This is a genomic window from Clostridioides sp. ES-S-0048-02, from assembly GCF_020658495.1.
Classification (GTDB): Bacteria; Bacillota; Clostridia; order Peptostreptococcales; family Peptostreptococcaceae; genus Clostridioides.
Genome location: NZ_JACVWH010000018.1, coordinates 25660 through 51913 on the forward strand (window position 1 = coordinate 25660; position 26254 = coordinate 51913).

General features: G+C 26.2%; 27 protein-coding genes and 1 pseudogene. 12 read left to right on the top strand and 16 right to left on the bottom strand.

The window, feature by feature from the left end; genetic code table 11:
- Nucleotides 1-5 precede the first annotated feature (5 nt).
- Entirely contained in the window at nt 6-626 is a 621-nt protein-coding gene (locus tag IC173_RS16855; protein WP_227855909.1) for a TetR/AcrR family transcriptional regulator, read from the bottom strand.
- 370 nt (nt 627-996) lie between these two features.
- On the opposite strand from IC173_RS16855, the gene IC173_RS16860 reads away from it, so the two are divergent.
- The 3 genes and pseudogenes from IC173_RS16860 to IC173_RS16870 all read left to right on the top strand — a co-directional run bounded on the left by IC173_RS16860 (nt 997) and on the right by IC173_RS16870 (nt 5824).
- Nucleotides 997-1389 (top strand): Hpt domain-containing protein, encoded by a 393-nt coding sequence (locus IC173_RS16860; protein ID WP_227855910.1) that lies wholly within the window; start codon nt 997-999, stop codon nt 1387-1389.
- A gap of 137 nt (nt 1390-1526) precedes the next feature.
- The gene (locus IC173_RS16865) at nt 1527-3680 is read left to right on the top strand and encodes a response regulator (protein WP_227855911.1); all 2154 of its coding nucleotides are present in this window, start codon (nt 1527-1529) and stop codon (nt 3678-3680) included.
- A gap of 65 nt (nt 3681-3745) precedes the next feature.
- Nucleotides 3746-5824: pseudogene (locus IC173_RS16870) on the top strand (diguanylate cyclase domain-containing protein).
- Nucleotides 5825-6297: 473 nt separating this feature from the next.
- On the opposite strand, the gene IC173_RS16875 reads toward IC173_RS16870, so the two are convergent.
- The 3 genes from IC173_RS16875 to IC173_RS16885 all read right to left on the bottom strand — a co-directional run bounded on the left by IC173_RS16875 (nt 6298) and on the right by IC173_RS16885 (nt 9182).
- Nucleotides 6298-7347 (bottom strand): toxic anion resistance protein, encoded by a 1050-nt coding sequence (locus IC173_RS16875; protein ID WP_227855912.1) that lies wholly within the window; start codon nt 7345-7347, stop codon nt 6298-6300.
- Between the two features lie 131 nt (nt 7348-7478).
- Nucleotides 7479-8126 (bottom strand): hypothetical protein, encoded by a 648-nt coding sequence (locus tag IC173_RS16880; RefSeq protein WP_227855913.1) that lies wholly within the window; start codon nt 8124-8126, stop codon nt 7479-7481.
- A 408-nt stretch (nt 8127-8534) separates the two neighbouring features.
- Entirely contained in the window at nt 8535-9182 is a 648-nt protein-coding gene (locus tag IC173_RS16885) for a hypothetical protein (protein WP_227855914.1), read from the bottom strand.
- Nucleotides 9183-10165: 983 nt separating this feature from the next.
- On the opposite strand from IC173_RS16885, the gene IC173_RS16890 reads away from it, so the two are divergent.
- Together IC173_RS16890 and IC173_RS16895 are read left to right on the top strand one after the other, a co-directional pair.
- Nucleotides 10166-11380, top strand: coding sequence for a replication initiation protein (locus IC173_RS16890; protein ID WP_227855915.1), 1215 nt, complete (start codon nt 10166-10168; stop codon nt 11378-11380).
- 204 nt (nt 11381-11584) lie between these two features.
- On the top strand, nt 11585-11734 hold the full coding sequence (locus tag IC173_RS16895; RefSeq protein WP_227855916.1) for a type I toxin-antitoxin system toxin: 150 nt from the start codon (nt 11585-11587) through the stop codon (nt 11732-11734).
- 1324 nt (nt 11735-13058) lie between these two features.
- Here IC173_RS16895 and IC173_RS16900 read toward each other — a convergent pair.
- Nucleotides 13059-13370, bottom strand: a complete 312-nt coding sequence (locus IC173_RS16900) for a hypothetical protein (protein ID WP_227855917.1) — start codon at nt 13368-13370, stop codon at nt 13059-13061.
- 92 nt (nt 13371-13462) lie between these two features.
- On the bottom strand, nt 13463-13708 hold the full coding sequence (locus IC173_RS16905; protein ID WP_227437256.1) for a nitroreductase family protein: 246 nt from the start codon (nt 13706-13708) through the stop codon (nt 13463-13465).
- Between the two features lie 153 nt (nt 13709-13861).
- Between IC173_RS16905 and IC173_RS16910 the strand changes: the two genes are divergently transcribed.
- Both IC173_RS16910 and IC173_RS16915 read left to right on the top strand, forming a co-directional pair.
- Entirely contained in the window at nt 13862-14473 is a 612-nt protein-coding gene (locus IC173_RS16910; protein WP_227855918.1) for a hypothetical protein, read from the top strand.
- Nucleotides 14474-14500: 27 nt separating this feature from the next.
- On the top strand, nt 14501-14683 hold the full coding sequence (locus IC173_RS16915) for a hypothetical protein (RefSeq protein ID WP_227437169.1): 183 nt from the start codon (nt 14501-14503) through the stop codon (nt 14681-14683).
- A gap of 163 nt (nt 14684-14846) precedes the next feature.
- On the opposite strand, the gene IC173_RS16920 is transcribed toward IC173_RS16915, so the two are convergent.
- Nucleotides 14847-15359, bottom strand: a complete 513-nt coding sequence (locus tag IC173_RS16920; RefSeq protein ID WP_227829913.1) for a nitroreductase family protein — start codon at nt 15357-15359, stop codon at nt 14847-14849.
- 291 nt (nt 15360-15650) lie between these two features.
- On the opposite strand from IC173_RS16920, the gene IC173_RS16925 reads away from it, so the two are divergent.
- From IC173_RS16925 to IC173_RS16945, 5 genes are all read left to right on the top strand, one after another.
- Nucleotides 15651-16193, top strand: coding sequence for an RNA polymerase sigma factor (locus IC173_RS16925; protein WP_227437164.1), 543 nt, complete (start codon nt 15651-15653; stop codon nt 16191-16193).
- On the top strand, nt 16186-16890 hold the full coding sequence (locus IC173_RS16930; protein ID WP_227437162.1) for a DUF4367 domain-containing protein: 705 nt from the start codon (nt 16186-16188) through the stop codon (nt 16888-16890). Before IC173_RS16925 ends, IC173_RS16930 begins: the two co-directional genes overlap by 8 nt.
- A 452-nt stretch (nt 16891-17342) precedes the next feature.
- Nucleotides 17343-17786: a hypothetical protein gene (locus IC173_RS16935; RefSeq protein ID WP_227437160.1), complete on the top strand. Its 444-nt coding sequence runs from the start codon at nt 17343-17345 to the stop codon at nt 17784-17786.
- Nucleotides 17787-18176: 390 nt separating this feature from the next.
- Nucleotides 18177-18983, top strand: coding sequence for a ParA family protein (locus tag IC173_RS16940; RefSeq protein ID WP_021382772.1), 807 nt, complete (start codon nt 18177-18179; stop codon nt 18981-18983).
- Nucleotides 18983-19348, top strand: a complete 366-nt coding sequence (locus IC173_RS16945) for a hypothetical protein (protein ID WP_227437158.1) — start codon at nt 18983-18985, stop codon at nt 19346-19348. Before IC173_RS16940 ends, IC173_RS16945 begins: the two co-directional genes overlap by 1 nt.
- Nucleotides 19349-19466: 118 nt before the next feature.
- On the opposite strand, the gene IC173_RS16950 is transcribed toward IC173_RS16945, so the two are convergent.
- The 9 genes from IC173_RS16950 to IC173_RS16990 all read right to left on the bottom strand — a co-directional run bounded on the left by IC173_RS16950 (nt 19467) and on the right by IC173_RS16990 (nt 26110).
- On the bottom strand, nt 19467-20264 hold the full coding sequence (locus IC173_RS16950; protein ID WP_227855919.1) for an N-acetylmuramoyl-L-alanine amidase: 798 nt from the start codon (nt 20262-20264) through the stop codon (nt 19467-19469).
- Complete coding sequence (locus IC173_RS16955; protein WP_227855920.1) at nt 20264-20521, bottom strand: phage holin family protein; 258 nt, start codon at nt 20519-20521, stop codon at nt 20264-20266. Before IC173_RS16955 ends, IC173_RS16950 begins: the two co-directional genes overlap by 1 nt.
- Before the next feature lie 15 nt (nt 20522-20536).
- Nucleotides 20537-20767, bottom strand: coding sequence for a hemolysin XhlA family protein (locus IC173_RS16960; RefSeq protein WP_021384792.1), 231 nt, complete (start codon nt 20765-20767; stop codon nt 20537-20539).
- Between the two features lie 142 nt (nt 20768-20909).
- Nucleotides 20910-22430 carry a hypothetical protein gene (locus IC173_RS16965; RefSeq protein ID WP_227483710.1) on the bottom strand — a complete coding sequence of 507 codons (1521 nt, stop codon included), beginning with the start codon at nt 22428-22430 and terminating at the stop codon, nt 20910-20912.
- Between the two features lie 273 nt (nt 22431-22703).
- Nucleotides 22704-22886, bottom strand: coding sequence for a hypothetical protein (locus IC173_RS16970; protein WP_227855921.1), 183 nt, complete (start codon nt 22884-22886; stop codon nt 22704-22706).
- Nucleotides 22886-23179, bottom strand: a complete 294-nt coding sequence (locus IC173_RS16975; protein ID WP_227855922.1) for a hypothetical protein — start codon at nt 23177-23179, stop codon at nt 22886-22888. Before IC173_RS16975 ends, IC173_RS16970 begins: the two co-directional genes overlap by 1 nt.
- A 13-nt stretch (nt 23180-23192) precedes the next feature.
- Entirely contained in the window at nt 23193-24449 is a 1257-nt protein-coding gene (locus IC173_RS20785; protein WP_413927107.1) for a hypothetical protein, read from the bottom strand.
- A 260-nt stretch (nt 24450-24709) separates the two neighbouring features.
- Nucleotides 24710-25492, bottom strand: coding sequence for a phage tail protein (locus IC173_RS16985; protein ID WP_227855923.1), 783 nt, complete (start codon nt 25490-25492; stop codon nt 24710-24712).
- Nucleotides 25493-26110 carry a putative phage tail protein gene (locus IC173_RS16990; protein ID WP_227855924.1) on the bottom strand — a complete coding sequence of 206 codons (618 nt, stop codon included), beginning with the start codon at nt 26108-26110 and terminating at the stop codon, nt 25493-25495.
- Between the last annotated feature and the right edge of the window lie 144 nt (nt 26111-26254).

The following is a 26254-nucleotide window of genomic DNA, read 5'->3' on the forward strand; positions in this document are numbered from 1 at the left end:
GTTTATCAATCCTTCAAATAGATTTTATTGAATATCGTAATGTGTCTTTCTAAAAAGGATATCGCTTCTTCGTATTTTTCAGGCTGATTGTCGTATTTTGATAACAACAAATATAAAGGTGAATAAAACTGCAAGGCCATAACCATTGGATCAGCATCAATATAAACTCCATCATTTATTAAACTAGTGAACACACCTAATATATAATATAAACCTTTATCTATTATCAATTCCCTAAAAAACTTACCTGCTTCAGAAGTTCTATACTGTTCTAATGTCAACATTCTACGCAGTTGAGAACCATACTCCGTTTTGAGATAGAAATTAAACATTGTAATGCTAATACGGAATAATTCCTCTCTTACATCATTTTCTTCTGAGAAAATATTGGTCATGTTTTCAGGGAGAATAGTAGAAAATTCTTCTTGATAACGATGCTCAATGTCTTTGAGAATTGAGTCAAAAATATCTTGCTTTCCACTGTAATGCTTATAAAGTGCACTTTCCCTTATTCCGATTTCTTTTGATATGTCGCGGATACCAACCCCATCATAGCCTCGTTCAGAAAATAATTTTAGTGCAACTTTTAAAATAACTTTCTTTGTATCTCGCACTTTTTTTTGCATAATAACCTCCATTAATAAATATAGTTAACAACTGTTCACTTGTCAAGAAGGGGACTAAATTATATTCTCACACTATTATTTATGAGCATTTCTGAACTTTGATTTACATCCCACTTAGTTAATATAAAATCCCAAAATAAATTGGGTATTTTCAATAATTTCATTAAACGACAAGTAGTGCTTTTTATGTTTTTAGGGAACACCTTGTAACCTAGTTGTTTCAAGCATTCCATTATTTCTTTTTAAAATATTGTACACTGAAAATTTATATATTTATTATAAGATAAATTATCTAATGAAAATTTCGATTTATTAACTAAATATAATACTTTTGTCGCCTAGATTCGATTATAATATTATATAAAGTAATATGAATATAGAGGGGGGTGAAATTATGACAATTAAAGAATGTTATCAATCTTTTGGTGGAGCTTATCAGGATATATTTAACCGTTTTCGCTCAGAAGAACGCATAGAAAAATATATTAATAAGTTTTTACAGGATCAGTCTTTTCAGACACTTAAATTATCATTAGAAACAGGTAATATTGAAGATGCTTTCAGGTCTGCACATACATTGAAAGGAGTTTCTCAAAATCTTGGATTCAACATATTAGAAGAATCATCTCATTTGATTACAGAAGCACTTCGTACAGAAGACATTATTAAAGCTACTTCATTATTTTTTTTACAGGTAAGTGAAGATTACAATACAGTAGTTGCTTCTATCAAGGAATATCAAGGTTCTACTAATAGAGCTTAAACTTTAAGAAAGGAACAGATAATATATGTTTCATAAACTAATAAAAACGAATATAAACCTATTATCAAAAATAATGTCAGGCATCATATTTGTGATAGTTATTATATACTATGTAATATATATATAGTTCTAATACTATGAATGAACAAATGAACATAGTCAGCGAACATCCATATACTGTGTCTGTTGCAATAGGTGATGTCAAAGCTAATCTGACATTGTTACGTGCATTACCAGAACGTTTATCTTACTCCCAAACTTCTGATGTAATAACTGGGATAAAAACACATTACAGTTCTATTGATAAGTCAATGACAGAATTAATTAATCTTTTAGATGATCGTTACCTAGCTGATAAACAAAGTGTGCCAGCAATGCGTTCACTTTATTCTCAACTGTATAATGACCAGATAAAGATGTTGAAAATGGCGGAATCACAGAACAATACGCAGGAGGATATAGAAGCATACTTTTCAAAAGAAATACAACCAAAACTAGATAAGCTGGATGCATTATCTGTTACTATCACAGAAGGTGCAGGAAGAAAACTTAATGAATATTCCGAATTGGTTACCAGTTCTAAAAGAGTAATGGTCATAATGGGTAGTATTCTTAGTGTATCAGTTTTAATTGCTATTATTTTTTATCAATACATACTAAGACTTAAATACAAGTCTGAAGAAGAAATGAATTCTGCTCTAGCTGAACTTGAAGTAGAACAACGTGCAAATTTGGCAAAATCTCAATTTTTATTTAATATGTCTCATGATATTCGTACTCCAATGAATGCAATTATTGGTCTTACTGTAATTGCAGCCATGGATATTGATAAGAAAGATAAAGTAAAAGACTGTCTAACCAAAATATTGTCATCTTCACGTCATATGTTAGGACTAATTAATGATGTTTTAGATATGAGTAGAATTGAAAGTGGAAAAGTTTCACTAAATGACGAAGATTTTAAACTCCCTGAGCTAATTGATGATTTCATTAGTATTACATATCCACAAGCTATTGAGAAAGATATACAAATGGAAATCAATGTTAGTGATATCTCTCATGAAAAAGTGATTGGAGATGCTTTACAAATTAATCGTATTATGACAAATATTATAGGTAACTCATTGAAGTTTACACAACCTGGTGGTAAAATTGGTTTAACTATTCGAGAGTTGCCACCAACTACAAAAGGTTATGGCAGTTATCAGTTTATAATGCGTGATACAGGAATTGGTATGTCTGAAGATTTTATAAAAAAGATATTCCAACCTTTTGAGCGTGCAGAGACTTCCACAAAAAGTAGAGTAGAAGGTACAGGACTTGGTATGGCCATTACAAAGAATATTGTAGATATGATGGGTGGTCAAATTCAGATTGAAAGTGAACTTGGTAAAGGTACCACATTTATAGTAACTATTCCTATTAAATTACAGACCTGTGAAGAAGAAACATTTGATTATAGTAAATTATACGATTTGCGTTCGCTAGTTGTAGATGATGACGAAATTGCATGTGAAAACACAGTAAGAATTATACAGGAAATTGGCATGAATTGTGAATGGGTACTTAGTGGTATTGAAGCCGTGGAGAAAACAAAAATGGCCCATGAAATTAACCAAGATTATCATGTAGTTATTATAGATTGGAAAATGCCAGTCATGGATGGTCTACAAACAACGCGTCAGATACGTAAGATAGTTGGTGATGAATTACCAATTATTGTTCTTACTGCATATGATTGGGCTGATATTGAGGAAGAAGCAAAGGCAGCTGGCATTAATGCATTTTTATCAAAACCAGTGTTCAAATCCCGTTTATATCACATCATGAGTAACTTAACATCAAGTGAAAAAACAAAGGAAGCAGCCAATGTGAATGTAGCTGAAAGTAAGAAAACTTATTCAGGTCGTGTCCTTATAGTTGAAGATAATGAAATAAATATGGATATTGCAGAAGAATTTATTAGTTATTTTGGTGTAACCACAGAAAAGGTATGGAATGGATTAGAAGCTGTTGATCGTATTAAAACAGTTGAGCCAGGATATTATGACTTAGTTTTTATGGACATACAGATGCCAAAAATGGATGGTTATGAGGCAACTCAACAAATCCGTAAGTTAGAAAAAGAAAATAATATGAACCACCTCCCTATTGTGGCTATGTCCGCAAATGCTTTCATTGAAGAAGTTAACAAAGGCTATGCTTGTGGTATGGATAACTATATTACCAAACCTATTGAACTTGAAAAACTTAACACTTGTTTTAAAAAATATCTAAAATCAACATTATAAAAATGATTGTGTTGTCACAAAGGGGGCGATATATGATGATAAATAATGAATTTAAAGAAACTCAAATGAAAAAAAAACAAAAAATATTAATTGTTGATGATACTGAAATTAATCGTGCAATCCTTACTGATATGTTAGAAGATGAATATATCATCATAGAAGCAGAAGACGGAATTCATGCTATAGATATATTGCATACTGATACAGAAATTGACCTTATTCTATTGGATATAATGATGCCTAGAATGGATGGATTTGAAGTATTAACTATAATGAACCAATACCATTGGATTGAAGATGTACCAGTTATTATGATTTCAGCTGAAAATGCCTCTTCTTATGTAAATCAAGCTTATGGACTTGGAGTTACGGATTACATCAATCGTCCTTTTGATGAAACAATAGTGCGCAGACGTGTTGTAAATACTCTTATGCTTTATGGAAAGCAAAAAAAATTAGCTCAGATGGTAACAGATCAGATTTATGAAAATGAAAAGCAAAGCAAGATTATGATAAATATCTTAAGTAACATTGTTGAATTTCGTAATGGAGAAAGTGGACTGCATGTACTGCATATTTATACGTTGACAAATATGCTACTTAATCGTTTAGTGGAAAAAACAGATCAATATGATTTAACATATTCAGATATTTCACTTATCAGCACAGCGTCCTCTCTTCATGACATTGGAAAACTCACTATTCCAGATGAAATTCTAAACAAACCTGGCAAGCTTACACCAGAAGAATTTGAAGTGATAAAAACGCATTCTGTGGCAGGAGCATCTATGCTGAAGACATTACCCTTTTACAAAAATGAACCAATTGTCAAAGTTAGCTATGAAATTTGTCATTGGCATCATGAGCGTTATGATGGAAGAGGGTATCCAGATGCTCTTAAAGGAGATGAAATTCCAATCTCTGCACAAATAGTTGCTCTAGCAGATGTATATGATGCATTAATAAGTGATAGGGTTTATAAAAAAGCAATTCCCCATGAAGAGGCAATCGAAATGATTTTGAATGGTGAATGTGGAGCATTTAATCCACTTCTACTAGAGTGTCTGATAGATATTTCTGACCATATTCAAGATAAGTTGCAAAATGATCCTTTAGCGACTACTGATCCAATAAAACATCACAATATTTCTTCAAATATACTACAACACAAGGAATTTTTGGCATCTGAGCGTACATTGCAACTACTAGAAAATGAGCGTACTAAGTATCAGTTTTTAGCTTTGATGTCTAGAGAAATTCAATTTGAATACATAGAAGCAACGCATATAGTAACTTTTTCAGACTGGGGTACCAAACAACTGGGTTTAACAAAGTGCGCAATAGATCCATATCATAGTTCTGAGCTTCAACATATTATAGGTATAAACAATTTAAGAGTGTTAGATAGATTACTACGTAGTACAACTCCTGAATCTCCAGACATCCATCATGATTTTCAAATTCAGATAGGTGATGAGCAGAGATGGTATCATTTTATTTGTCATTCCACATGGCTACTTGAAGATACTCCTCAGTATATGGGAGCAGTTGGAAAAGTAATTGACATTAATGAGGAGCGTAGTCAGCTTATAAAACTTCAACATCTGGTACAACATGATTCTCTAACTCAGCTTTTAACTCATTCTTGTGCAAAAGAGCAGATACAAAAGAGCTTTATAGATGAGCCAGACAGTAAGTTTGCTTTGATTATACTTGACTTAGATAATTTTAAACAGGTTAATGATAGTAGAGGTCATATGTTTGGAGATAAAATACTTTGCTATACAGCAGAATGTCTGAAAAATTGTTTGAGTAATAATGGTATTATCGCAAGAGTAGGAGGAGATGAATTCCTTGTTTTTTTTTAATATAATGACAACCTTCTTGAATTTATTGAACAGATTTTCCAATCTATTTGTGGGGAGTATGAGGGTTTTTCAATCTCTGTAAGTATGGGTATATCTACTACTGAAAAAGCAAACAATCAATATGATATACTCTTTGAACAATCAGACCAAGCTCTTTATGCAGCAAAATCTGCTGGAAGAGGTATTTTTCGTCTTTATGATGATTCAATGAAAGATATATTTTCAACAATATCAGTTATTGAAAGTGAACTAATGGTAAATAATATTACAGAATAATAAAAAACATTGATACTAAGTTATTGCATATAATATGAGTAAACACTTCGTATCAATTATAAGAAAAGAAAAATAGAAGTAAATCAATTCTGATTACTTCTAACTTTCTTGTGCAATTAATTACAAGTCAATACAAATTTTTAATATAGTAATAGAAATAATCAAAGAAAATTATTTTTACTCGTTTTTAAATTTAGACATTATAAATAATTATATATATAAGTTATTTTATAAATTATTTATATAATTTTTATTTAAGTTATGTTTCTATTTTTAATTCAAATAAAAAACAGAGCAGTTTCAAACTGTTCTGTTTTCCACTTAGTTAATATAAAGTTGCTATATCTCCAACTATTTCATATTTTTCTTTTTTATTTACATACCACCTAGTTAATATAAAATATAATTTAAACTCCTATCTTGATACATAACTATTTTTTTATTCTCCCATTATTTTTATTGATTTAAAATTATTAATATTTCATTTCTTCTTTTAAATTTTCTAATTTAAAAAAACTATCTTCAATATTATTTTCCACTTTTATTTTCTTATATTCTTCTATGCCACACATTATTTTTTTATATAGTGAATATAAGTCAGTTTGATTCTCAATTATTTTCAAATTATTTTTAGATGTGCTTACTTTATTCTTCATAAAAAATTTGTTTATTGACTTTTGCACGCTATTTATTCCTATTGACAAAAGTTCCTGTTTTTTTAATATTATTGAGTTTGTTAAACATCGCTTAAAAATAGGTAGTGTAATTATAAGAGAAGATTTTATTAAATTTATTAAATCAAAATTATAATTTTGAATTTGCTCCATTAATGCTATATTCTGCAAAGATATATTTCGAGCTATCTTTAAATCATAAATTCTTTGTTCTAAGATTTCTTTATTCTCCTTTAAAAATCCCACTTTTTCATAAGACTGTGTTTTTTCTAATTCTATGGACAATTCTTTGTCTAAATTCTCTAAAACAATTCCACTTGCTGCTATATAATTTTCCAAGCTACTACAATATTCAAAGTTTGATTCATATAACATGTTCATTTTTTTTAATTGATCTCTTAAATCTATTTCATATTTTTTTAATATAAAATAGCTTTTATCAACTTCATCTACTATCACTGTATATTTACTTATTTGTTTATCTAATTTATATTTATTTTTTTTAAATATTTGCTTAAAAAAATTTGATTTATTAGATTCTTTTAGTTCATCAAAATCAAATTCATTTATTACTTTGTCTAATTTATTTAATACTTCATTTATGTCAATTTCACAATAATTTTTCAATGAATATAACAGTCCATCAGATATTTCTGTAACACTCTTTGAAGATGCACTTCCAAATTTAAGTATATTATCCATATTATTCATATTTATTTCTTCTAATATAGTTTTTACTTCTTCACTTTCTCTTAAATCAATTTCATATTTATCATTAAAATTTATTTTATCCTTGCCCTTTATAGATATATAATCATACTCTTCTTTTATTTTTTCTAAACAATCCACTAAAATAACAACCCCTTAATAATCTCTTTAAATGAGAAAAAATCTTCATTACTGATACTATTTTTCATATGTTTGTTTAACATTCTTTGAAACCTTAATACTATTCAAGTTTAAAATATCACTTATATATATTATAGCTTTGTATATTCTTTTAACATACTATTGTATTTTTTAATATCTTTTAATAATATTTCTTTTTCATCTAAAACCATTTCTCTTTTAGAGCGATTAGCCATATTATCAGTAAATTTTAAAAGATTAATTAAAGATATTTTTATTTCGTTATATATATCAAGTTCTTCTTTTTCAGTTTTAAAATAGTCTTTTATATTTTTGTATTCATTCACAAATGAGTCAAGAATAACTGCATTTTCTACGACTATTTTGTGGTAAGGGTTTCTAATGTCAGATAAAATACTTTCTATTGTTCTAAACTCATTCTTATATTGTCTATTAATATCTACTTCTTTATCATAAATAGATTTAATTACATTTAATAAATATTTAGCATGATCCTTTTCAAAATCTCCTCCTAAGTTAAGAAGTATTCCTAAAATAGCTAATGCAGAAGCCAAATACCCCAGAAATGGTATGCAAAATACAAAAAAGTATGTCCATGAACCTACTATATCTAATACATTAATATTATCTTTTAGAAAGTTTGAAGATTTATTTTTGAACTTAAATTTACTTTGTATAAAAGCTAGAAAAAAAACTAAAACAACAAAAAACATTTGATATTTATATACCTTAATTAATGCCTCAAGTAATTCATGCATTACTTTTCCCCTCTCTTTTCAAGTTATTCTTAGATAAAATACTATTATATCTTTTAATATTTTTCAATGACATATCTTTTTTTAAAAGTATCAGCCATTCCATTAATATAATTAAATATAGTTTTGAATTTTTAAATAGATTAGTTATTCCATTTTATTGTTTTTTAAGTTCTTTAAACATTATAAACAAACTTTTATTTAAATTATTTTTTAAATTATATATTAATTTTAAAAATAATTTATTTTAAAATTTAAATTACAAAAAACAGAGTAGTTAGAACTACTCTGTTACTCACTTAATTAGCATAAAATATAATTAAAGTTTTTTATTAATATATTCCAATCTTTTCTTCTACTGTTATTTTTATTACCTTAAAGTTATTAAATCTTAAGTATTAATTATATATATTATATCTTCATATATTCTTTTAACATATTAGTATATTTCTTAATATCTTTTAATAATATTTCCTTTTCATCTAAAGCTATTTTTTTTTCAGGATTATTAACCATATTATCAGTAAATTTTAGAAAATTAATTAAAGATGTTTTTATTTCATTATACATATAAATCTTTTCTTTTTCAGTTTTAAGATAGTCTTTTATATTGTTGTATTCATTTATAAAAGAATCAAGAACAACTGCATTTTCTACCACTATCTTGTGGTAGGGATTTTTAATATCAGATAAAATATTTTCTATTCTCTTAAATTCTCTCTTGTATTGCTTATTAATATCTTCTTCTTTATCATAAATAGATTTAATTACATCTAACAAATATTTAGCATGTTCTTTTTCAAAATCTCCTCCTAAGTTAAGAAGCATTCCTAAAATAGCTAATGCAAAACCTAAATATCCTATAAATGGGATACAAAATGTAAAAAAACATTCCCATGAATTCATCAAACTTAATACATTATTATTATCTTTTAGAAATCTTAAAGATTTATTTTTAAACTTAAATCTACTTTGTATAAAAAATAAAATATAAACTAAAATAACCAAAATCATTTGATATTTATATATCTTAATGAATCCCCCAAATAATCCATGCATTACTTTTCCCCTCTCTTTTCAAGTTATCCTTAGATAAAATACTATTATATCTTTTAATATTTTTCAATTACATATCCTTTTTTAAAATTATTAACTATTTCATTAATAGACTAATTAAATTAATTAAATATAGTTTTGAATTTTCTAATAGATTATGTATTCCATTTTAAGGTAGTTTGTCCTTATCATAAAGTAAATGATTGTATTTATTATTTAAAAACGTTACAGACGTTTTTAAACTCTTTAAAAAGCCCTTTTAAATTTATTCGAGAGATGCACCTTTTATCTAAAATATTTTTATAAGTAATAAGAATTTAGATATTATTTATATAACTTGATAATTTATAAAAGAAAGGTATTTATATTTTTTATAAGCAGCACAGAATAGAAAAGTATTCACGTTTTCCCTTTTACTATTCTATTCTATTTTAAAAACATTTTATTTATTTTATATTTTATTATTTTAGGCGATTTGGACGCATTGAAATTACTTATGTACAGAGGTCGAACGACGAGTGTTTGGGAATTTACGACGAGTATTTGGGAGTTTAACGACGAGTGTTTGGGAATTTACGACGAGTATTTGGGAATTTAACGACGAGTGTTTGGGAGTTTAACGACGAGTGTTTGGGAATTTAACAACGAGCATTTGGGAGTTTTTAATGACGAGTGTTTGGGAATTTATTAATTTGAGATAAAAGCGTAAAAAATAAAATCTTTGTAGATATAAAAAATAAAAAGTCTTATAAAACCTTTAAATTTCAATATTTTGGTATATTTTAAGATAAACTTTTAATAATTAATTTAGAGAAAATTATTTCAAAAAATGAAGAAACGAGCATTTGGGAAACTAAAAACGAAAAATAATATATTTTTCGTGAAAAATAGGTTAATATATAACTGTAACTAAAAATGTATTATTGTTTTATTAGAAACTAAAGAAGGAGGCATGTATTAACTTTTAGATTAATACATTAAGATATATGGGTAATGTAAAAAGAGTCATTTATAATAAATATGATAAAAAAGAAATATTTAAAGACTACAATAGTCTTGTAAAACATAATAATCTTATACAAGGAAAATATACTCTTTCTGCTTCTGAACAGAAATTTGTTTATAAGCTTTTTGAAATAATTCAAAAGAGGAATTATTCTTCAAGAGAGATCTCTTTTAAATTTGATACTATATACAAAGACTATAGTGGAATAGTAGATAAGAATATAACTAAACAGGAGTTTAAAAATTTAATTGAAGGAATACAGAATAATCAACCTCGTGTAATTATAGGAAATCAGTTTATAAGGACACAGTGGTACGCTATAAAAGGGGATTTGGATTATAATGAAATAACTTTAATAATAGATGAGCACATATTTAAATACATACAAGCAATAGAAGAAAATTTCACTAAATTAGATTTTGCTAGTATTTATTCCTTCACAACCTTTTTTGCTATGAGAATTTATGAATTATTGAAACAGTGGAGTGGGACAAGGCAAGGAATAGTTTTTAAATTAGATTACTTTAAAGAACTTCTAGAAATACAAGATAAATACAAAAGATATTATGATCTTGATAAATATGTATTAAAAAAGAGTACAGAACAGATTAATGAGAAATCAGATATATTTGTTGAATATAAACCAATAAGAAAAGGTAGAAGTGTTGAATCAATAGAATTTTCCATAAGAGAGAAAAAGGAAAATATAGAAACATCATATGAAAATAAAGAAGATGTTATTGAAAAAAGGCTTGAAAATAAAAATATAAACTTAAATAAAAAAGAGTTTTTTATACCAGAAGAAATCTCTCTGAGTGATAAACTGAAAAATCTGTTTAAGATAGAATTTGGAGAATACAATTTTAGTGAACCAAAATATTATAAACTATTATTAGAAGCAGAAGAAATTGCTTTAAAAAAGGACAACTCTTCTAAAATAGTTGCAACAAATTATGAGTTATTTTCTTCGATTTTAAGAAATAAAATATCTTACTTAAAAGCAAAAGAAAATGCAATTGAAGTAGAACTTATAGAAATGAGTTTAACCGAGGAACAGTTAGAAGAAATGCAAATACTTGATATGAATCCTGTTACTTTTCTTGAAAGAATAATTAAACCTGATGAGAAAAAATACAAGGCATTCAAAGTAGTCTATGATAAATGTGAAAAAGAAAAAGATAGAATAACTTTTTAAACAAGTTATATTTTAATTTATTAATTAAATTATATAATAAATTAAAATATAATTGATATATAACTTATTAATCATTATTAAAATGAAGTTAGTTATGTACCAAATTATGGTATAATAAATTTTAGCAAGAAGAAAATATATAATCTATAGAGTGGAGTTCATACGAACGAAAGATATAGCCTCCAGAAGAAAGGAGGTGTTGGTATGAATGAATTTTTACTTAATGTAATTGCTGGCATTATTGCTAGTTGGATATTTTACTTAACTAGTAAAATATTTGCGAAAGTAAAAAGCCACTCTGTGCGAAAGAGTGGCTGGGAATTTGATTTAAAAATCAAATTCCGCAAAAAATAGTTTTAATTTTAAAATTATGAACTCCACTCTACTGCGAAATAGATTGTAGTTCTTCTTGCTTTTATTATATCACAAAATTAATAATAAGATACAATTTTACATAATTTTAAAATTCACACAAAAAAATCAAGATTACTTATAATAATTGTAACTTTAATATAACATAAATTATAATAGAGTTCGTTTTTGTATCTAACAAAAAACAAGAGGTATTAACCTCTTGTTTTTTTATGATTTTTTTATGATACATTATAATCATAACTATATACAAAGTTAAAAGTGTTCCAAACATAAATATCTCTAATTGAAGTTGACCATAAACAATACTGAATAAATTATGTGAAATCATTAATAAAACTTGTGGGATTTGTATGATTATTATCAAAAACATGCCTATAATCAAAGATACTATATGAAAACTCTCTTTTTTTATAAAAAACTTATATATAAATAATGCAAATATTAAAAAATAAACTAATATAAAAACCATAAATTGAAGTTTATTAATATTAAATCTTATTATCTGCTTATGTAATAATGAGTTAAAGAACATAGCTATTAATATTATAATTGGATAAATAATAAGAAACATATCGTTGAATATATTTTTTTTATTCATAATCATCAACAACTTTCAAAATTTTAATAATAGGTTTAAAATAACTTTTTTATTGGAAAATACCCCTTTTTAAAATTATATCATAGACTTCATTGTAATAAAATAAAAAAAGTACAAATATTTAGAATATTAAGAAAAATATTAAAAATAAGTCATTTTAATGATATAATACAAGTAATTATTTAAAGGAGGGATTGACATTGTAAAAAACTTTTTTTAGGTATTTTTATAGTTTTTGCAATCTCTCTATTTTTTATATTTAGTAAAACAGATGATGAAAATATTTTTATTGGAGAGTCTGAACATTGGACAGCTAAGTTTGTGACTACTGAAGAACGATCAGAATTGGAAATAAAATACAAAGACCAGGTCTTTATTCAAATAGAGAATCTAGTTATAAAGTAATTATATCTTGGAATGGAAATGAAGAAACTATAAATTTAAAGAAAAAATAGTAATTGAATGTGATGAAAGAAGATATTATGAATTTAAAAACAATTTATAATTAAAATTATAAAACAAATTATTATAAAAAATAGAATATAACTTATATAATAAGTTGTATTCTATTTTTTATGAAGTCAATTAAAAACTGAACAATATTAGAATTAATTTTATAGATAAGATAAAAAATACAATCTATAAAAGTGAAATTCATGCATGAAAGACTATTGTTAAAATTAGTAAAAATCAATTTAAAAAGGATTAACTATGCCTAGAAGATATTTTCTTTTTAACTAAGAAACTTCCAATACCCAACATATTATAAACTATTAATAAATCTATACAATTTCCTATGTTATACATTAAATTTACAGGTACTATAAATGCTATAGATGATAAAATGAACCCTAGAAGCAATTCATTTTTGAAATCTGAATACATTATCCCTTGTATAACAAAGATGATTGGAAACAGTAAAAATAATCCAAGTAATATGTTTTTTTCAGCTCTGCCCCATAGAGTTATTACAAGTATTATCATACTTGGTAATATTATAGACAGTGTTTTCTTCATAAAATGCCCCCCTTTTTATTATACAATTCACAGTGTATAACTAGTAACTTTCTTATATTGTAAATATGAATGAATAATTTTCCAACTAAATATTATCTATTTTTATATACATTTCTATGTATTTTATTTTTATCAAATCTATCTATAAATTCATTTTTTTCTTCACTGTATCCTATAGATATAAGGGCATAAGGCACTAGTCTTACTGGTAAGTCTAAAGCTTGTGTAACTTTATTTACCACTTTATTTTTAGGAAACACTCCTGCCCAACAAGCAGCTAGATCTTGATTAGTAGCTTCTAATAATAAATTTTGTGTACAAGAACTAAAGTCTTGTATCCATTTGCATTTAAATTACTGTACCATTAAGGTTTCTAGAAGATTTAATTTTAAAAATATAAATATTTTTGTCCAAAAATTGAGTTTGGATACGTTATATATGCAAAGGTTTAATTTTAAAACCTTAAAGTCACTATAGTTAGGGGGATTTAAATGAAGAATAAAAGAATTAATCGTATTTTATCCACAACAATGGCAACTGTGATAATATCTTTACCGCTTGTCACTACAGCAAATGCAATGGAAAAGACAGAATCAGATAATAATGTAAAAATAGAGTTGTCTGACAAAGAAGTAGAGGAGTTACATAATTACTGGCCTGAAGATAAAATTTTTTCAGATGAAAAAATTGATGAAATGTTAATTAAAACTGGTCAATTTACTCAAGAGAAATTGGATAAAATCAATCAAGAAGTTGATGATTATGTTAAGAAAATCAATCAAAATTCTCGTGTAAAGTATATAAATGGATACAACAAGTACAGAACCTTTGTCAAAAATGGTAAAAACTATTTATATATTTATGTAAGTGGGAAAACTTTAAAGAAAATAAAAGCTGGCGCAGATATTGCATCTACTTTTGGAGGCTTTTTACCAAAACTTTGGGTAGGGCTTGCTGTAGTAGTTATTGGAAAGATAATAACTACTAACATGAATGGTATAAATACTAATTATGGAATTGTTTTATCATATATAGAGGATAAGTGGAATTTCCAAGGTGCAACATATACTTATAGATATGATCATTGGTTCTATCAGACTTAAAAAATATGCTTTTTTAGGAGGAATAATATGAAAAAAAGGCTTTATAAAGTTTTTTTAAAAACAATTCCGAATTTGATAATTGTATTATTATCACTTGCATTATCATTTTATACTAATACATTTGACATTGATTTAAAAATATTACTTTTAATACCTTTAGCATATGTACTTTTATTTATATATTATTATATTAAAATAAAAAAAGATTGATTTTTTATAGAATTAAATTTATGTAATAAATGTAAAAAGTAACTAATCCTAAAATGGATGTTTAGGTACTTACTCATTCCAGATAAAGTTAATGCCCTTAAAATCCAAAGAAATAGATTTTAAGGGTATTTTTACTATGTATTTTCATTTATATTACTAAATATTATCTATCTTTATATATATTTATATGTATTTTATCTTTATCAAATCTATCTATAAATTCATTTTTTTCTTCGCTATATCCTATAGATACTATGGCATAAGGTACTAATTTTGCTGGTAAATCTAGAGTTTGTCTAACCTTATTTACTACTTTATTTTTAGGAAAAACACCTATCCAACAAGCAGCTAATCCTTGATTTGTAGCTTCTAACAATAAATTCTGTGTACAAGCACCTAAATCTTGCATCCATTTACCAGGCTTCAAGAATCTATCTCTATTTCCAAGTACTACTATACATAGTGGTGCGAATTCTATATGCTTTGCTCTATGCTGTGACTCTGATAGTTCCTTTAAGAGGTATTTATCATCTACTACAATAAATTCCCATGGTTGAGCGTTTTTTGATGATGGTGCTTGCATAGCTGATTTTAGTATTTCAGTTACTTTGCTTTCTTCTACTTTTTTACCTATATAGGTTCTTATTGAACGTCTATTTTTTATAACTTCCAACATATAGATTCTCCTTTAAATAAAATTATTTATATTTATATAATATCATTACTTTAAATTCAATCTATAGATTCTATAAAAAAATAAACACCTATTTTTTTATAGAATAATAGAATTTATAAAGTAATATAAAAAATAAATTATTTTATAAGTTAATATATAATTTAAAACATGTAATATTAGTTCTAAATACAGGTATAACAATACTCTATTTAAATAGAATTATATATGCATATATGTTATAATTAGACTCTAAAATATTGATTCGAGATATTTACTTTGGAGGAATTATAAATGTTAATTTATTTATCAATGCTTGAGTTTGAAGAAGATAAAATCAAGTTTGAAAAGATATATGAAAAATATAGACAGATAATGTTTTATGTGGCCAATAAAATATTAAAGGATGATCATTTAGCAGAAGATGCTGTACATAATGCTTTTCTAAGAATAATTAAAAATATAGATAAAATTGATGAAGTAGATAGTCCAAGAACGAAGGCTTTTATCGTTATAATAGTAGAAAGGATTGCTATAGACTTTTACAGAAAAAGAAAAAGGGAAAAAGTATCTGATATTGAAGAAGAGTATAAAAACAGGGCGATAAATTTTTCTATAGAAGATAAAGTATGTGAAAGTAATTTAGCTATAGCACTTGCAAAACTTAATGAAAGTTACTTTCAAGTACTTTCTTTAAAGTTCCAGTATGGTTTTTCAAATAAAGAAATAGCAAATGCATTAAATTTAGGGGAGGAGAATGTATATAAGAGGATTCAACGTGCTAGGAAAAAATTAAAAGAAATATTAGAAGAAATGGAGGTTGGAAATATTGAGTAATAAAAAAGATGATTTTGATATTACAGATGATATGCTTCAAGAAAGTATCCCAATCGCGACAAAAATTATTCTTGACAGCCTTCCTTCAGATGATGAATTAAATCATGTTTTTTCAAAAGGTTTTGAACGAAAGATGAAAAAACTTATTAAGCAGCAAAAAAGAAGTAGTCTTACAAATAAGATTATTTTTTATTCAAAACGAACAGCTATTGTATTTTTAATAGTTTTAGCTAGTTTATTTACTATTACTATGAGTAGTGAGGCATTGCGTACACGTTTATATGAATTGGTAATAAGAGTATATGAAGATTTAACTTCTTTTGTATTTTCAAATAAGGAAAATATTGAAATCAAAAACCTTAAGATTAAAGAACCAGGATACATCCCAGAAGGATTCAAAGAAGCAGATAGGGTTGATAATTTTATGATTGCATATGAAAATGAAAAAGGTATAAGAATAGAATATACAAGTACTGAAATTGATACGAATTCTATTATATTAGATACAGAAAATGCAAAAGTTAAAGATATATTTATAAATGGGTATAAGGCAAAATATATAGAAAAAGAAACTTTCTTACAAGTATTTTGGAATGACAACAACTTTATATATCTGTTAAATGTAGATTATCAAAATAATAAGGATTTAGAATTATATAAAAATATTTTATTAAAAATGGCTAAAAGCATAAAATAATTTCTTAAGTGTCCAAAAACCATCTCTTTATTCGTTATATATTTGATGTTATAAAAATTTATAAGAAAAAGAGGTGGTTTTTATAGTTTAAAAAATGGAATGTAAGTCAAATACAAATATATCTTAGCTATTATAACTAAGACAAGACAAAGCAATAAGCCTTTTATATTAGAAAAATGATTTAAAACTCAAAGAACCTATTTATTAGTAAAACCTGATCTAAATTGGGTATTTATGATTTATTAATATAATTACAAGTTTATATATGTTTATTGGGGGATAGTTACAATATATAGTATTCTAGGTATTTATAACTATTATAGCTATGAATATCTATTTTGTAATTATGATAAAAATTTAATAAAAAATTTTATATAAGTGTCCAGAAATCACTTCTTTATTCGTTATATATTAAGTAAAAAATAATAAAAAGCAAATGAAGGGGTGATTTTATGGTTTGGAAAAAAATGATTATAAGTAGTATGTGCGCTTTAATATGTTCATCAGCAATTGCGATGCCTATATTTGCTGATGAATATAAAGACAAGAATATTGAACAATATTCAGCTGTAGACTATATAGATGATACTATGGTAAAAATGTCTTATATTAAGTCTGGTACTTGTACTTTAAATATTTCAGGAAACACAGCGAGAGTAATCTGTTCCATTAGAGGTTCATCAAATGTGAAAAGTACATCAATTATTGCTAGGTTACAGAAAAGTAATGACAATGGAAAAACATGGTCAACAATTCAAACTTGGAATGCTTCAGGAAATAGTTCATGTACTCTTTCTAAATCAAAAACTATAGGAAGAGGATACTACAGAGTTCATTCTACAATAAAAGCAAATTCTGAAAGCAAAAATATAGTAAGTAGTGAAAAAAGATATTAAAAAAATATTGCATACATAAGATGAGGTGACTATAAATAATATATCTTGAATGGCCAATTATATTAATTCAGTCTGCTAATTTTCTATTATTAATAATAATACTTATACTTGTAATTGATATTTTTAAAAAGTAATAAACTTCAGGTAATTTTACATATAACACAAATATAAAAGGAATAGATATTATCTATTCCTTTTATATTTGTGTTATCTTTGAGTAATTGAGTAAAACTTATAAATAAATTGTTTTATAAATTATATGATAAATTATATGATAAATTATATGATAAATTATTTATAAGTTTTATATAATTTTTTTACAAAAAACCCGAATGTAGGCGGAAGTGTGATATAATATCATATATCAATAGAACTCACAGGAGGATTAAAATGAAAATAGTAAGTTTATTTAATGTAAAAGGTGGGGTTGGGAAAACGACATTAGCATATCTAATGGCTCTTAATTTATCAAAAAAAGACAAAAAAATACTTATACTTGATGGAGATACCCAAGCAAACTTTACACAATTCATATATAAAATAGTACATAATAAAAAAACAATTCTAGATGCATTTAAGGATGATATAAGTGCAGAAGAATTAATAATAAAATCTCCATTAAAAGATTATCCAAATGTAGACTTAATACCAAGTGATTTATCTTTATCTGTTTTATCAGAGTATTTAACTATAAAAACTAGTAGAGAGAAAGTTGCTTTTAAGTGGTTTAAGAAAAATATTTCTACTCTTAAAAATTATGATTATATATTAATAGATTTATCTCCTTCATATGATTTGATTGCTAGAAATTTCTTATTCATTTCAGATAGTATTATTACTCCTCTTGAATTTCAAGATATAGCAAGTATAAGAGGTTGTGAACTATTTTATCAAAAATACAATGAAGATCTAGAAGATATGGGAGAAACTAATGAGGCAAAAAGAGCAGTTGTAATAAATTCTTTTACTTCAAGAAAGTTAACTTCTGGAGATATATTTATGGATTATTTAGATAGGTTTGATAGTATAAAAAAAGATTTATCAGATGTAAAAATAAGTGAAAGCACTATAGTAAAAAATTGTGTGCTAAATAAATTAAGTATAGATGACTATTGTAGGAAGATAAAAAAGGCTCATAAAGTTAGAGAAGAATTGAATGATTTAATAGAAGAGCTTACTAATAAGGGGGTATTATAATGAGTAAATTTGAATTAGAAGAAGAAGAAATATCTATACCTAAAAAAGACTATAAAAATGAAATCAATAAAGAAATTGAAAATAAATTTAATGAACACACAGAACTTCAAGGGATAAACTTGCTAGATTTAAAAGAAAATAAAAAGACTAAAAAAGGACAAGTTACATTATATATTGATGATGAAGATTTAAAAGTTTTGAAAACTATAGCACATCTTAAGAAAACTACCTTAAATAAAGTAATAAATGAATTTATTAGAGCTAATGTAAGGGCAACTAAAAGTCATTTACCAGAAGAATTAAACATAGATAAAATCTCAAAAGAATATGATAAAAGAAATAGAAATAAAGGACCCAAAAAATAAGTTACTATATAATATATATATTAAAGTAAATAATAACTTAAAAAATAAGTTATTATTTACTTTAATATAAAATGTATAATATAGCTAATATAATACATTTTATATTAATTTAACATTGTTATTTCTTTATAAATTCCAGTGCTTTATAAAGAGTATCAAATCTATCATTTCCCTTTATGATAGTATATTTTTCTTTAGTTATATTCATTATTTTATTACATGCTTCTCCTCCTATAACATATAAATTTTCTGTTCTTCCTGGAATATAATCTTTTATATCACATATTGATATTTTTCCATTATTATATCCCCAACCAACCACAGTTGCAGGTATTTTATCAATTTCTCCATCATAAACTATTGTATGTTTATACATTTTATTTACCTCTTCGCTATCTATTTTCTTATTTATAATACCCTCTGCTATTAATTTTGCAACTATATCTTTATGTCTAATATAATAATCTGTATCCGCTTTACTGTCTACAAAGCATACTTCTATTAATATTGCTGGTGCCTTGGTATGTTTAAGCCAATAGAGGCCTCTTACATCTGATTTTGCACCTCTATTTTTAAATACAGTTGCTAATTTATCATTTACTCTATCTGCATACATTTTGCCATTACTAGTTTTATATATTGTTTCTGTACCCATTGGGTTTAGGGTTGTACTATTTGCATTGAAATGAACTTGCACTGCTAAATCTACATCTTGCTTGTTTGCTATTTGACATTGTTCTGATAAGTAGTTGTTAGAATTGTCTACTTTATCAGTATATACAGTTGCTCCTCCTCGTTTTAACCATTTAACAATTAAATCAGTTAGGATTCTATTTTCTTTTCCTTCATCTATATATCCAACTGCTCCTGTTCCTTTTCCTGTTAGAGTATGTCCTGGAACTATCACTACCTTCATTATTTGTCACCATCCTTTAATTGTTTGTAAGTTTGATTTATACCTATTGATATTCCCCAACAAATCACTCCTTGTAAGACTGCAATCGGATTTAGTCCTAACATCCATATTGAGAAACCTATACCAAGTGCTAGTAATACAACTGTAATATATTTATTATCTAGTTGTTTATATTTCTTACAACCTGCTCCTATAACATAAAGAGCAGCAACCAAAATTAGTAACTGCTCTGGTATAAAACTTATTAAATTATCCATCTTTTATCCTCCTAATCAAAATATTCCTCTCTGTATTGCAAATATAAAGAAGCCTACTAATGTTGTAATCATTGTTCCAATTAGCCACTTTAACATACTTGTAAGTGAGTTTAGATTCTCACATAGTGCTTTTAATTCTGCCTTAGATTCTATATTTGCCACTTTTAATTCGTCTATTTCGTCATTATGTTTATTTATTGTTACCTCATGTCGTTTCAAATTGTCTTTGAAAAGTTCTTCATTCATGAAAACCTCCTTATTTGTATTAAAATAAGACTTAGAAATTATCTAAGTCTTATAAGAAATTTATATTATTAATTTTAATTTACATAAAATTAATTACACTTCAAACATCTCTAAGTTATAAGTTCATATTAAAGATAATAAATCATTTACCAATTGCACAAATATTAAGAACACATCCAAAAGAATTACTACTAGAATCACTAGTTGCTATACGAAGTATTGTCTTACCTTTACTTACAGAATTAGTACTAATAAACAAGCAGCATTTAGCCCAATTATTGATAGAACTATGATCATAAGTTAATTTACCAATAGTGGTATAATCATTATTATTAGTAAAAGATCCATGAATAAGATAATTATAATCAAAATCATAAGAGAAATTATGTTCATATTTCCCTAAGTCAGTTGCAGAAGAAGAAATAATAAAAAGGAACTTAGGCTCAAATGGCAGAAGAATATAATAGTTTGAACCACTACCACTATAACCTCCTTCTGAAATAGGAGTAGCATAACTACTTGTTGTACTGTAACGTATAGTACGTGTATAAACATTATATTTGTTCCCAAGCTGTCTATTTAAATCAGTTATAGCATTATTTAACTGACTTATAGTATTATTTTTCTCTGTTAATTGGTTCTGCAATTCTTGAACACTAGCATCTGAACTATCAAAAGAAGTTTTAATTTTCTCTGACAACTCCACTAGTGTATTATTCAAATTTGCTTCTACATTCTTTAATGCCAATACATTTACTATTGAAGTTTTTCCATTACTTAAGACTTCTTTCATTTCATCAATCTTATTTGCTATATCTTCTAAACTAGAATCATCCTCTAATGGCATTACACTTTTACTTACACTTAATATCTTCTCAGCAGTTGCATTCTCTGCATCTGTAACTACTATTTTAAGTGTGTGTATTGCATTGTCTGTAAGTTCATAGTTTATTGTTTTTTCTGATGTTAAATCTGTTGTTATTGTTTCTTTTAACATATCATCAATGAACCACTCTATTTTACTTAAATTATTATCTATGTCTATTACTTTAAATGTTGCAGAAGTGGAATTATAAGAGGATATATTTAATTTTGGTTTAGTATTTCCTTTTGTAAATGAAACTATTTTAGTTAAAAATACTCCTCCATCACTAGTGCTAAGTTCTATAGTTATATTGTTTTTAGATTTAAAACTTAATTTTGACAAATGTTCTTCTGTTAAATCTATAGTATAGTTTGAATCAGTTGTATTATACTTTTCGCCTATAACAATGTCATTTAATTTATAAACTATTTTAAACCTCGTAGTAGGGTCACTGTCTGTTATTTTATAATTTATACTGCGAGCATAGCTAATATAACCTAAGTCATTACTTATAGAAATTATAGGGTCTGGTATAAGTTCAATAGTTGTGTCTTGTCTAATCGTGCAATCCTTTATAATAATTTTTTCATTATATTCTCCACCTGCTAAATAATACGCTTCAAATGAATTAATAACATTCTTAGTTGTCTCGGGAATATTTATATTTTTAACATCACTAAAATTATATCTAGCATAATAATTTCTAGACTCAAGATAACAAGGACTAATGTGTATGTCAGATTCAGAATAACAACCCCTTCTTTTTTTAATAGTTCTTTCAATAACATAAAATGCCAATTATTTCACCTCACTTTCTATATCGATATCAAATTACTGTTTATACTAGATATAATACTACTTCTATTTCCTTTTACTTCTTGCATCATTTCTTTTAATATCTTATTTATTTTACTTACTAAATCATTAAATTTCAATTTACAATACTCCTTTCTAATTTTATGATTTTATTGTACCTAATTTTAAAACCATAAACGTCTGCAAAGTGTAGATGAAGTGTAGGCAAAATGTAAATTAATTTATATATTTTTGGGAATAAAAAAAGAACATTACCTATTTTGTAGGTTCTGTTCCTTCTACTACTCCACTTTCTTTAATTATATAATCTTCTACTGCTTTTCTATACTCTGTGTTAGTAACATCATCTAATTCAAAAGGTCTGTTTTTTAAAGGATTTAATCCCTTGTTTAGTATTCTCTCTGACAATATTCTTACTACAACATTATTTATATTCATTATAATAATCCTCCTACTTTTTCATTTTCATTTAATAAAATCTGATTTTCTAATTCTTGTATTCTTTTTTCTTCATCTGTTATATATACTGGTATTTCTTCTAAGATTGGTTGTTTAGTTTCTATATTTATACCTGTAATTCTATTCTTAGTGTAATCTACACTTCCATAATCTATATCAATCCAATTCAATTCAGTTATTTCATTATGTTCTAATACGTCTCCTGTTGCTTCTCCTGTCTGCAACAATATTTTTCCTGTTTGGTCATAGATTATTCTATTTGCTCTATTCATTTTATAATCTCCTTTAATCTTTCATAAATTTGATAGCACTCCAGGTATAATTATAGCTTCTGCTTGTGCCTGGTAAATACGCAGGAACTTGAACTCCATTAGTACTAAACCATACATCCCCTTCATTATTGCTATAAAGAAAACCATCAGCAGTGTACTTGTCACTACCACTAGGGCAAGCATAGACTGATACAGCAACAAAATCTTTTCCTCCACTTGTAGTAAAACCACAACAGGCAAATGTAAAAAGTTTATAGTTCACTCTATAGTCGCTATCCCAGTACTCACAATCAGCTACAAAAATATTAGGCTTAAAAGCCAAACTGTTGATTTTAAGCCATCCTCCGAATTTAGTGGTTGTAGATTTTTTATACTCATAAGCAACTTTAGTTCCATCATTATTTTGTACAGCAGAGGTGCCACTCGCAACTTTAAATTGAGAGTTCAACTGTGTTATAGTATTATTAGCTTGTGTTAATTGCTTCATTAAATCTTGTAAACTAGCGTCCCCACTATCAAAGCTCGTTTTAATCTTCTCTGATAACTCAACAAGTGTATTATTTAAATTTGCATCTATATTTTTAAGTGCTAAAGTGTTTATAATGCTTGTTTTTCCATTCTTAAATCCTTCTCCAATTTCTACTAATTTAGAAGATATATCTTGCAGAGTTGCATCTGTTTGTAGTGGCATTATTTCTTTACTTATACTTAGAATCTTCTCAGCAGTTGCATTCTCTGCATCTGTAGCTACTATTTTTAATGTGTGTATTGCATTGTCTGTAAGTTCATAGTTTATTGTTTTTTCTGTTGTTAAATCTGTTGTTATTGTTTCCTTTAATACATCATCAATGAACCAATCTATTTTACTTAAATTATTATCTGTGTCTATTGCTGTAAATATTGCAGTAGTTGAATTGTAAGAGAATATATTTAATTTTGGCTTAGTGTTTCCTTTTGTAAATGTAACAGTTTTATCTAACATTTTACCACCAGCAACAGTACCAAGCTCAATAGTTATATTATTTATAGAATTAAATACCAGATTGGATAAATGTTCATCAGTTAAATCTATAGTATAATTAGAATCTACTGTATTATCTTTTTCGCTTATTACAACATCATTCAATTTTACAGTTATTTTAAAACTAACATCAGGATTACTATCATAAATATTATATTTTATACTGCAAGCATTGCCAATTATACCTAAATCATTATTTATGGATATAGATGGATTTGGTACAATTTGAACAGTGGTGTACTGGTACATATTATAACCTTCATACACAACTCTATTGTTATTTATATAAACATAAACTTCATATGACTTAATTCTAAATTCTTTAGTTTCATTTATAGAAATAGTTTTATATTTACTTAAATTATAACTACCATAATAAGTAGTATTATAAGGACTTTCTCTTGTATAGGAGCAAGTAGTCGAATGAATATCATCTTCAGAGTAATAACCTTTTCTTTTTCTAACGGTTCTATAAATATTATAATCTCCGATTTAAATCACCTTCCTTTCTACATTGGTATCAAATTATTATTTATACTTGATATAATACTAGTTCTATTACCTTTTACGTCTTGCATAACTTCTTTTAATGCTTCCTCAACATTATCACTTTCAAATAAGTTATCTATATCTTTTATGCTTGTTTTCTCTGCTGTTGTTTCTATGCTATCTACACTAGTTTTTACCTCATTAATTGCACTAACTATATTTGTTTTATCTGTTGTTTCAAGTAGTGTTGTATCACCTATCTTAGTGTTAATCTCCGTCTTAGCAGTTTCTATGTTGCTTGTTAACTCTGTTTTAGTTGTATCTATTTTAGTGTCTAACTCTTGTATATCTTTAAGTGTTGCTAGTATAACAGTTGGGTCTACTTTTAAATTTACACTTGAAGTATTAGATACTACTAAAATAATTTTTATAACTAAGTCTTTTACACTTCCACTATCAGCAGTTGGTTTATATGTTTCAGGATATTTAGATACTGCAATTAATTGATTTAACGAGTCAAATATACCTACTTCCCTTATCATAAATCCACCAACGCTACCTGGTATTACAGTTTCTATTACTATCCAGTTTGGATTTTCTTCATCTACTTTTACATTGTTTACAGAACCTTCCCAAACTACTTTTTTAAGTGTTGTCTGTTCTTCTGTTGGATTATATTCTGTTCCTGCTCCATCGCCAAGTTGTAATTTAACTAAATCTACTTTATTGCCAAGTGCTGTAGCATTTGCAATAGATGCCTTACCTACCTTTGTTGAAAGGGTATAATATTTTTGTTCTGCCAATTATATCACCTCCTGCTTTGGGTATAAAGTTACTTTTTCCATACTCCTATCATTACCTGTAGCTATAGTTAATTCTCCAAAACTTTCAAAGTTTGTTGGACTGTAAGGATATATAGTAACTGTTTCACCTGTATTCATTGTAGAACCCGCAAACATGTCATTTTTATTGAATAAAATCATCTCGAATTTATGTTCAAGATGACATGGTTTTATTTCTTCTATTTTCTTGTCTAACTCCAAGATAGTGTTATAATTACAATTATTTGTTATAAAACTAAGTGTAAAACTAAATAGATTACTAAATACTTCTACATCAACATTGGTTTTTGCGTAAGCCTCTGAGATTGCCTTTATAACTTCTATTGTAGTTGTACCCTTACCTCTTAATTTAGCTTTTACATTACTTCTTCTAGTATCAAAATCCAACTTAGAATTTGTTTTTATTTTTAATAGATCTTCCCAATCGTCAAGTCCCCAAGTTGCTGTATCTATAAAAAACTGATCTAATAAATCATTCTTTTCATCAAGTAATGTTAGAAGTTCATTTTCAAGTGCATCTTGAATTTGTATATCAATTTCATTGTTTGCAAAACTTGGTAAATGGTCAATTAACTTCAATTTAACTCACCTCGATATTAAATGTAACATTTGAAACAGCAGGAACTTTTTCTTCATCAACTATTATGTTTTTAATATCTTCATTGATAAGTAGATTTTTTATATCATGCACTCCTTCTATGCTTGCTAATAAACTTATTATTT

Excerpts from the sequence above, each read along its gene's own strand:
- IC173_RS16855 (WP_227855909.1), bottom strand. The coding sequence starts at position 626 with ATGCAAAAAAAAGTGCGAGATACAAAGAAAGTTATTTTAAAAGTTGCA.
- IC173_RS16860 (WP_227855910.1), top strand. The coding sequence starts at position 997 with ATGAATATAGAGGGGGGTGAAATTATGACAATTAAAGAATGTTATCAA.
- IC173_RS16865 (WP_227855911.1), top strand. The coding sequence starts at position 1,527 with ATGAATGAACAAATGAACATAGTCAGCGAACATCCATATACTGTGTCT.
- IC173_RS16880 (WP_227855913.1), bottom strand. The coding sequence starts at position 8,126 with ATGCATGAATTACTTGAGGCATTAATTAAGGTATATAAATATCAAATG.
- IC173_RS16885 (WP_227855914.1), bottom strand. The coding sequence starts at position 9,182 with ATGCATGGATTATTTGGGGGATTCATTAAGATATATAAATATCAAATG.
- IC173_RS16890 (WP_227855915.1), top strand. The coding sequence starts at position 10,166 with ATGGGTAATGTAAAAAGAGTCATTTATAATAAATATGATAAAAAAGAA.
- IC173_RS16895 (WP_227855916.1), top strand. The coding sequence starts at position 11,585 with ATGAATGAATTTTTACTTAATGTAATTGCTGGCATTATTGCTAGTTGG.
- IC173_RS16900 (WP_227855917.1), bottom strand. The coding sequence starts at position 13,370 with ATGAAGAAAACACTGTCTATAATATTACCAAGTATGATAATACTTGTA.
- IC173_RS16910 (WP_227855918.1), top strand. The coding sequence starts at position 13,862 with ATGAAGAATAAAAGAATTAATCGTATTTTATCCACAACAATGGCAACT.
- IC173_RS16915 (WP_227437169.1), top strand. The coding sequence starts at position 14,501 with ATGAAAAAAAGGCTTTATAAAGTTTTTTTAAAAACAATTCCGAATTTG.
- IC173_RS16920 (WP_227829913.1), bottom strand. The coding sequence starts at position 15,359 with ATGTTGGAAGTTATAAAAAATAGACGTTCAATAAGAACCTATATAGGT.
- IC173_RS16925 (WP_227437164.1), top strand. The coding sequence starts at position 15,651 with ATGTTAATTTATTTATCAATGCTTGAGTTTGAAGAAGATAAAATCAAG.
- IC173_RS16935 (WP_227437160.1), top strand. The coding sequence starts at position 17,343 with ATGGTTTGGAAAAAAATGATTATAAGTAGTATGTGCGCTTTAATATGT.
- IC173_RS16940 (WP_021382772.1), top strand. The coding sequence starts at position 18,177 with ATGAAAATAGTAAGTTTATTTAATGTAAAAGGTGGGGTTGGGAAAACG.
- IC173_RS16945 (WP_227437158.1), top strand. The coding sequence starts at position 18,983 with ATGAGTAAATTTGAATTAGAAGAAGAAGAAATATCTATACCTAAAAAA.
- IC173_RS16950 (WP_227855919.1), bottom strand. The coding sequence starts at position 20,264 with ATGAAGGTAGTGATAGTTCCAGGACATACTCTAACAGGAAAAGGAACA.
- IC173_RS16955 (WP_227855920.1), bottom strand. The coding sequence starts at position 20,521 with ATGGATAATTTAATAAGTTTTATACCAGAGCAGTTACTAATTTTGGTT.
- IC173_RS16960 (WP_021384792.1), bottom strand. The coding sequence starts at position 20,767 with ATGAATGAAGAACTTTTCAAAGACAATTTGAAACGACATGAGGTAACA.
- IC173_RS16970 (WP_227855921.1), bottom strand. The coding sequence starts at position 22,886 with ATGAATATAAATAATGTTGTAGTAAGAATATTGTCAGAGAGAATACTA.
- IC173_RS16975 (WP_227855922.1), bottom strand. The coding sequence starts at position 23,179 with ATGAATAGAGCAAATAGAATAATCTATGACCAAACAGGAAAAATATTG.
- IC173_RS20785 (WP_413927107.1), bottom strand. The coding sequence starts at position 24,449 with ATGTACCAGTACACCACTGTTCAAATTGTACCAAATCCATCTATATCC.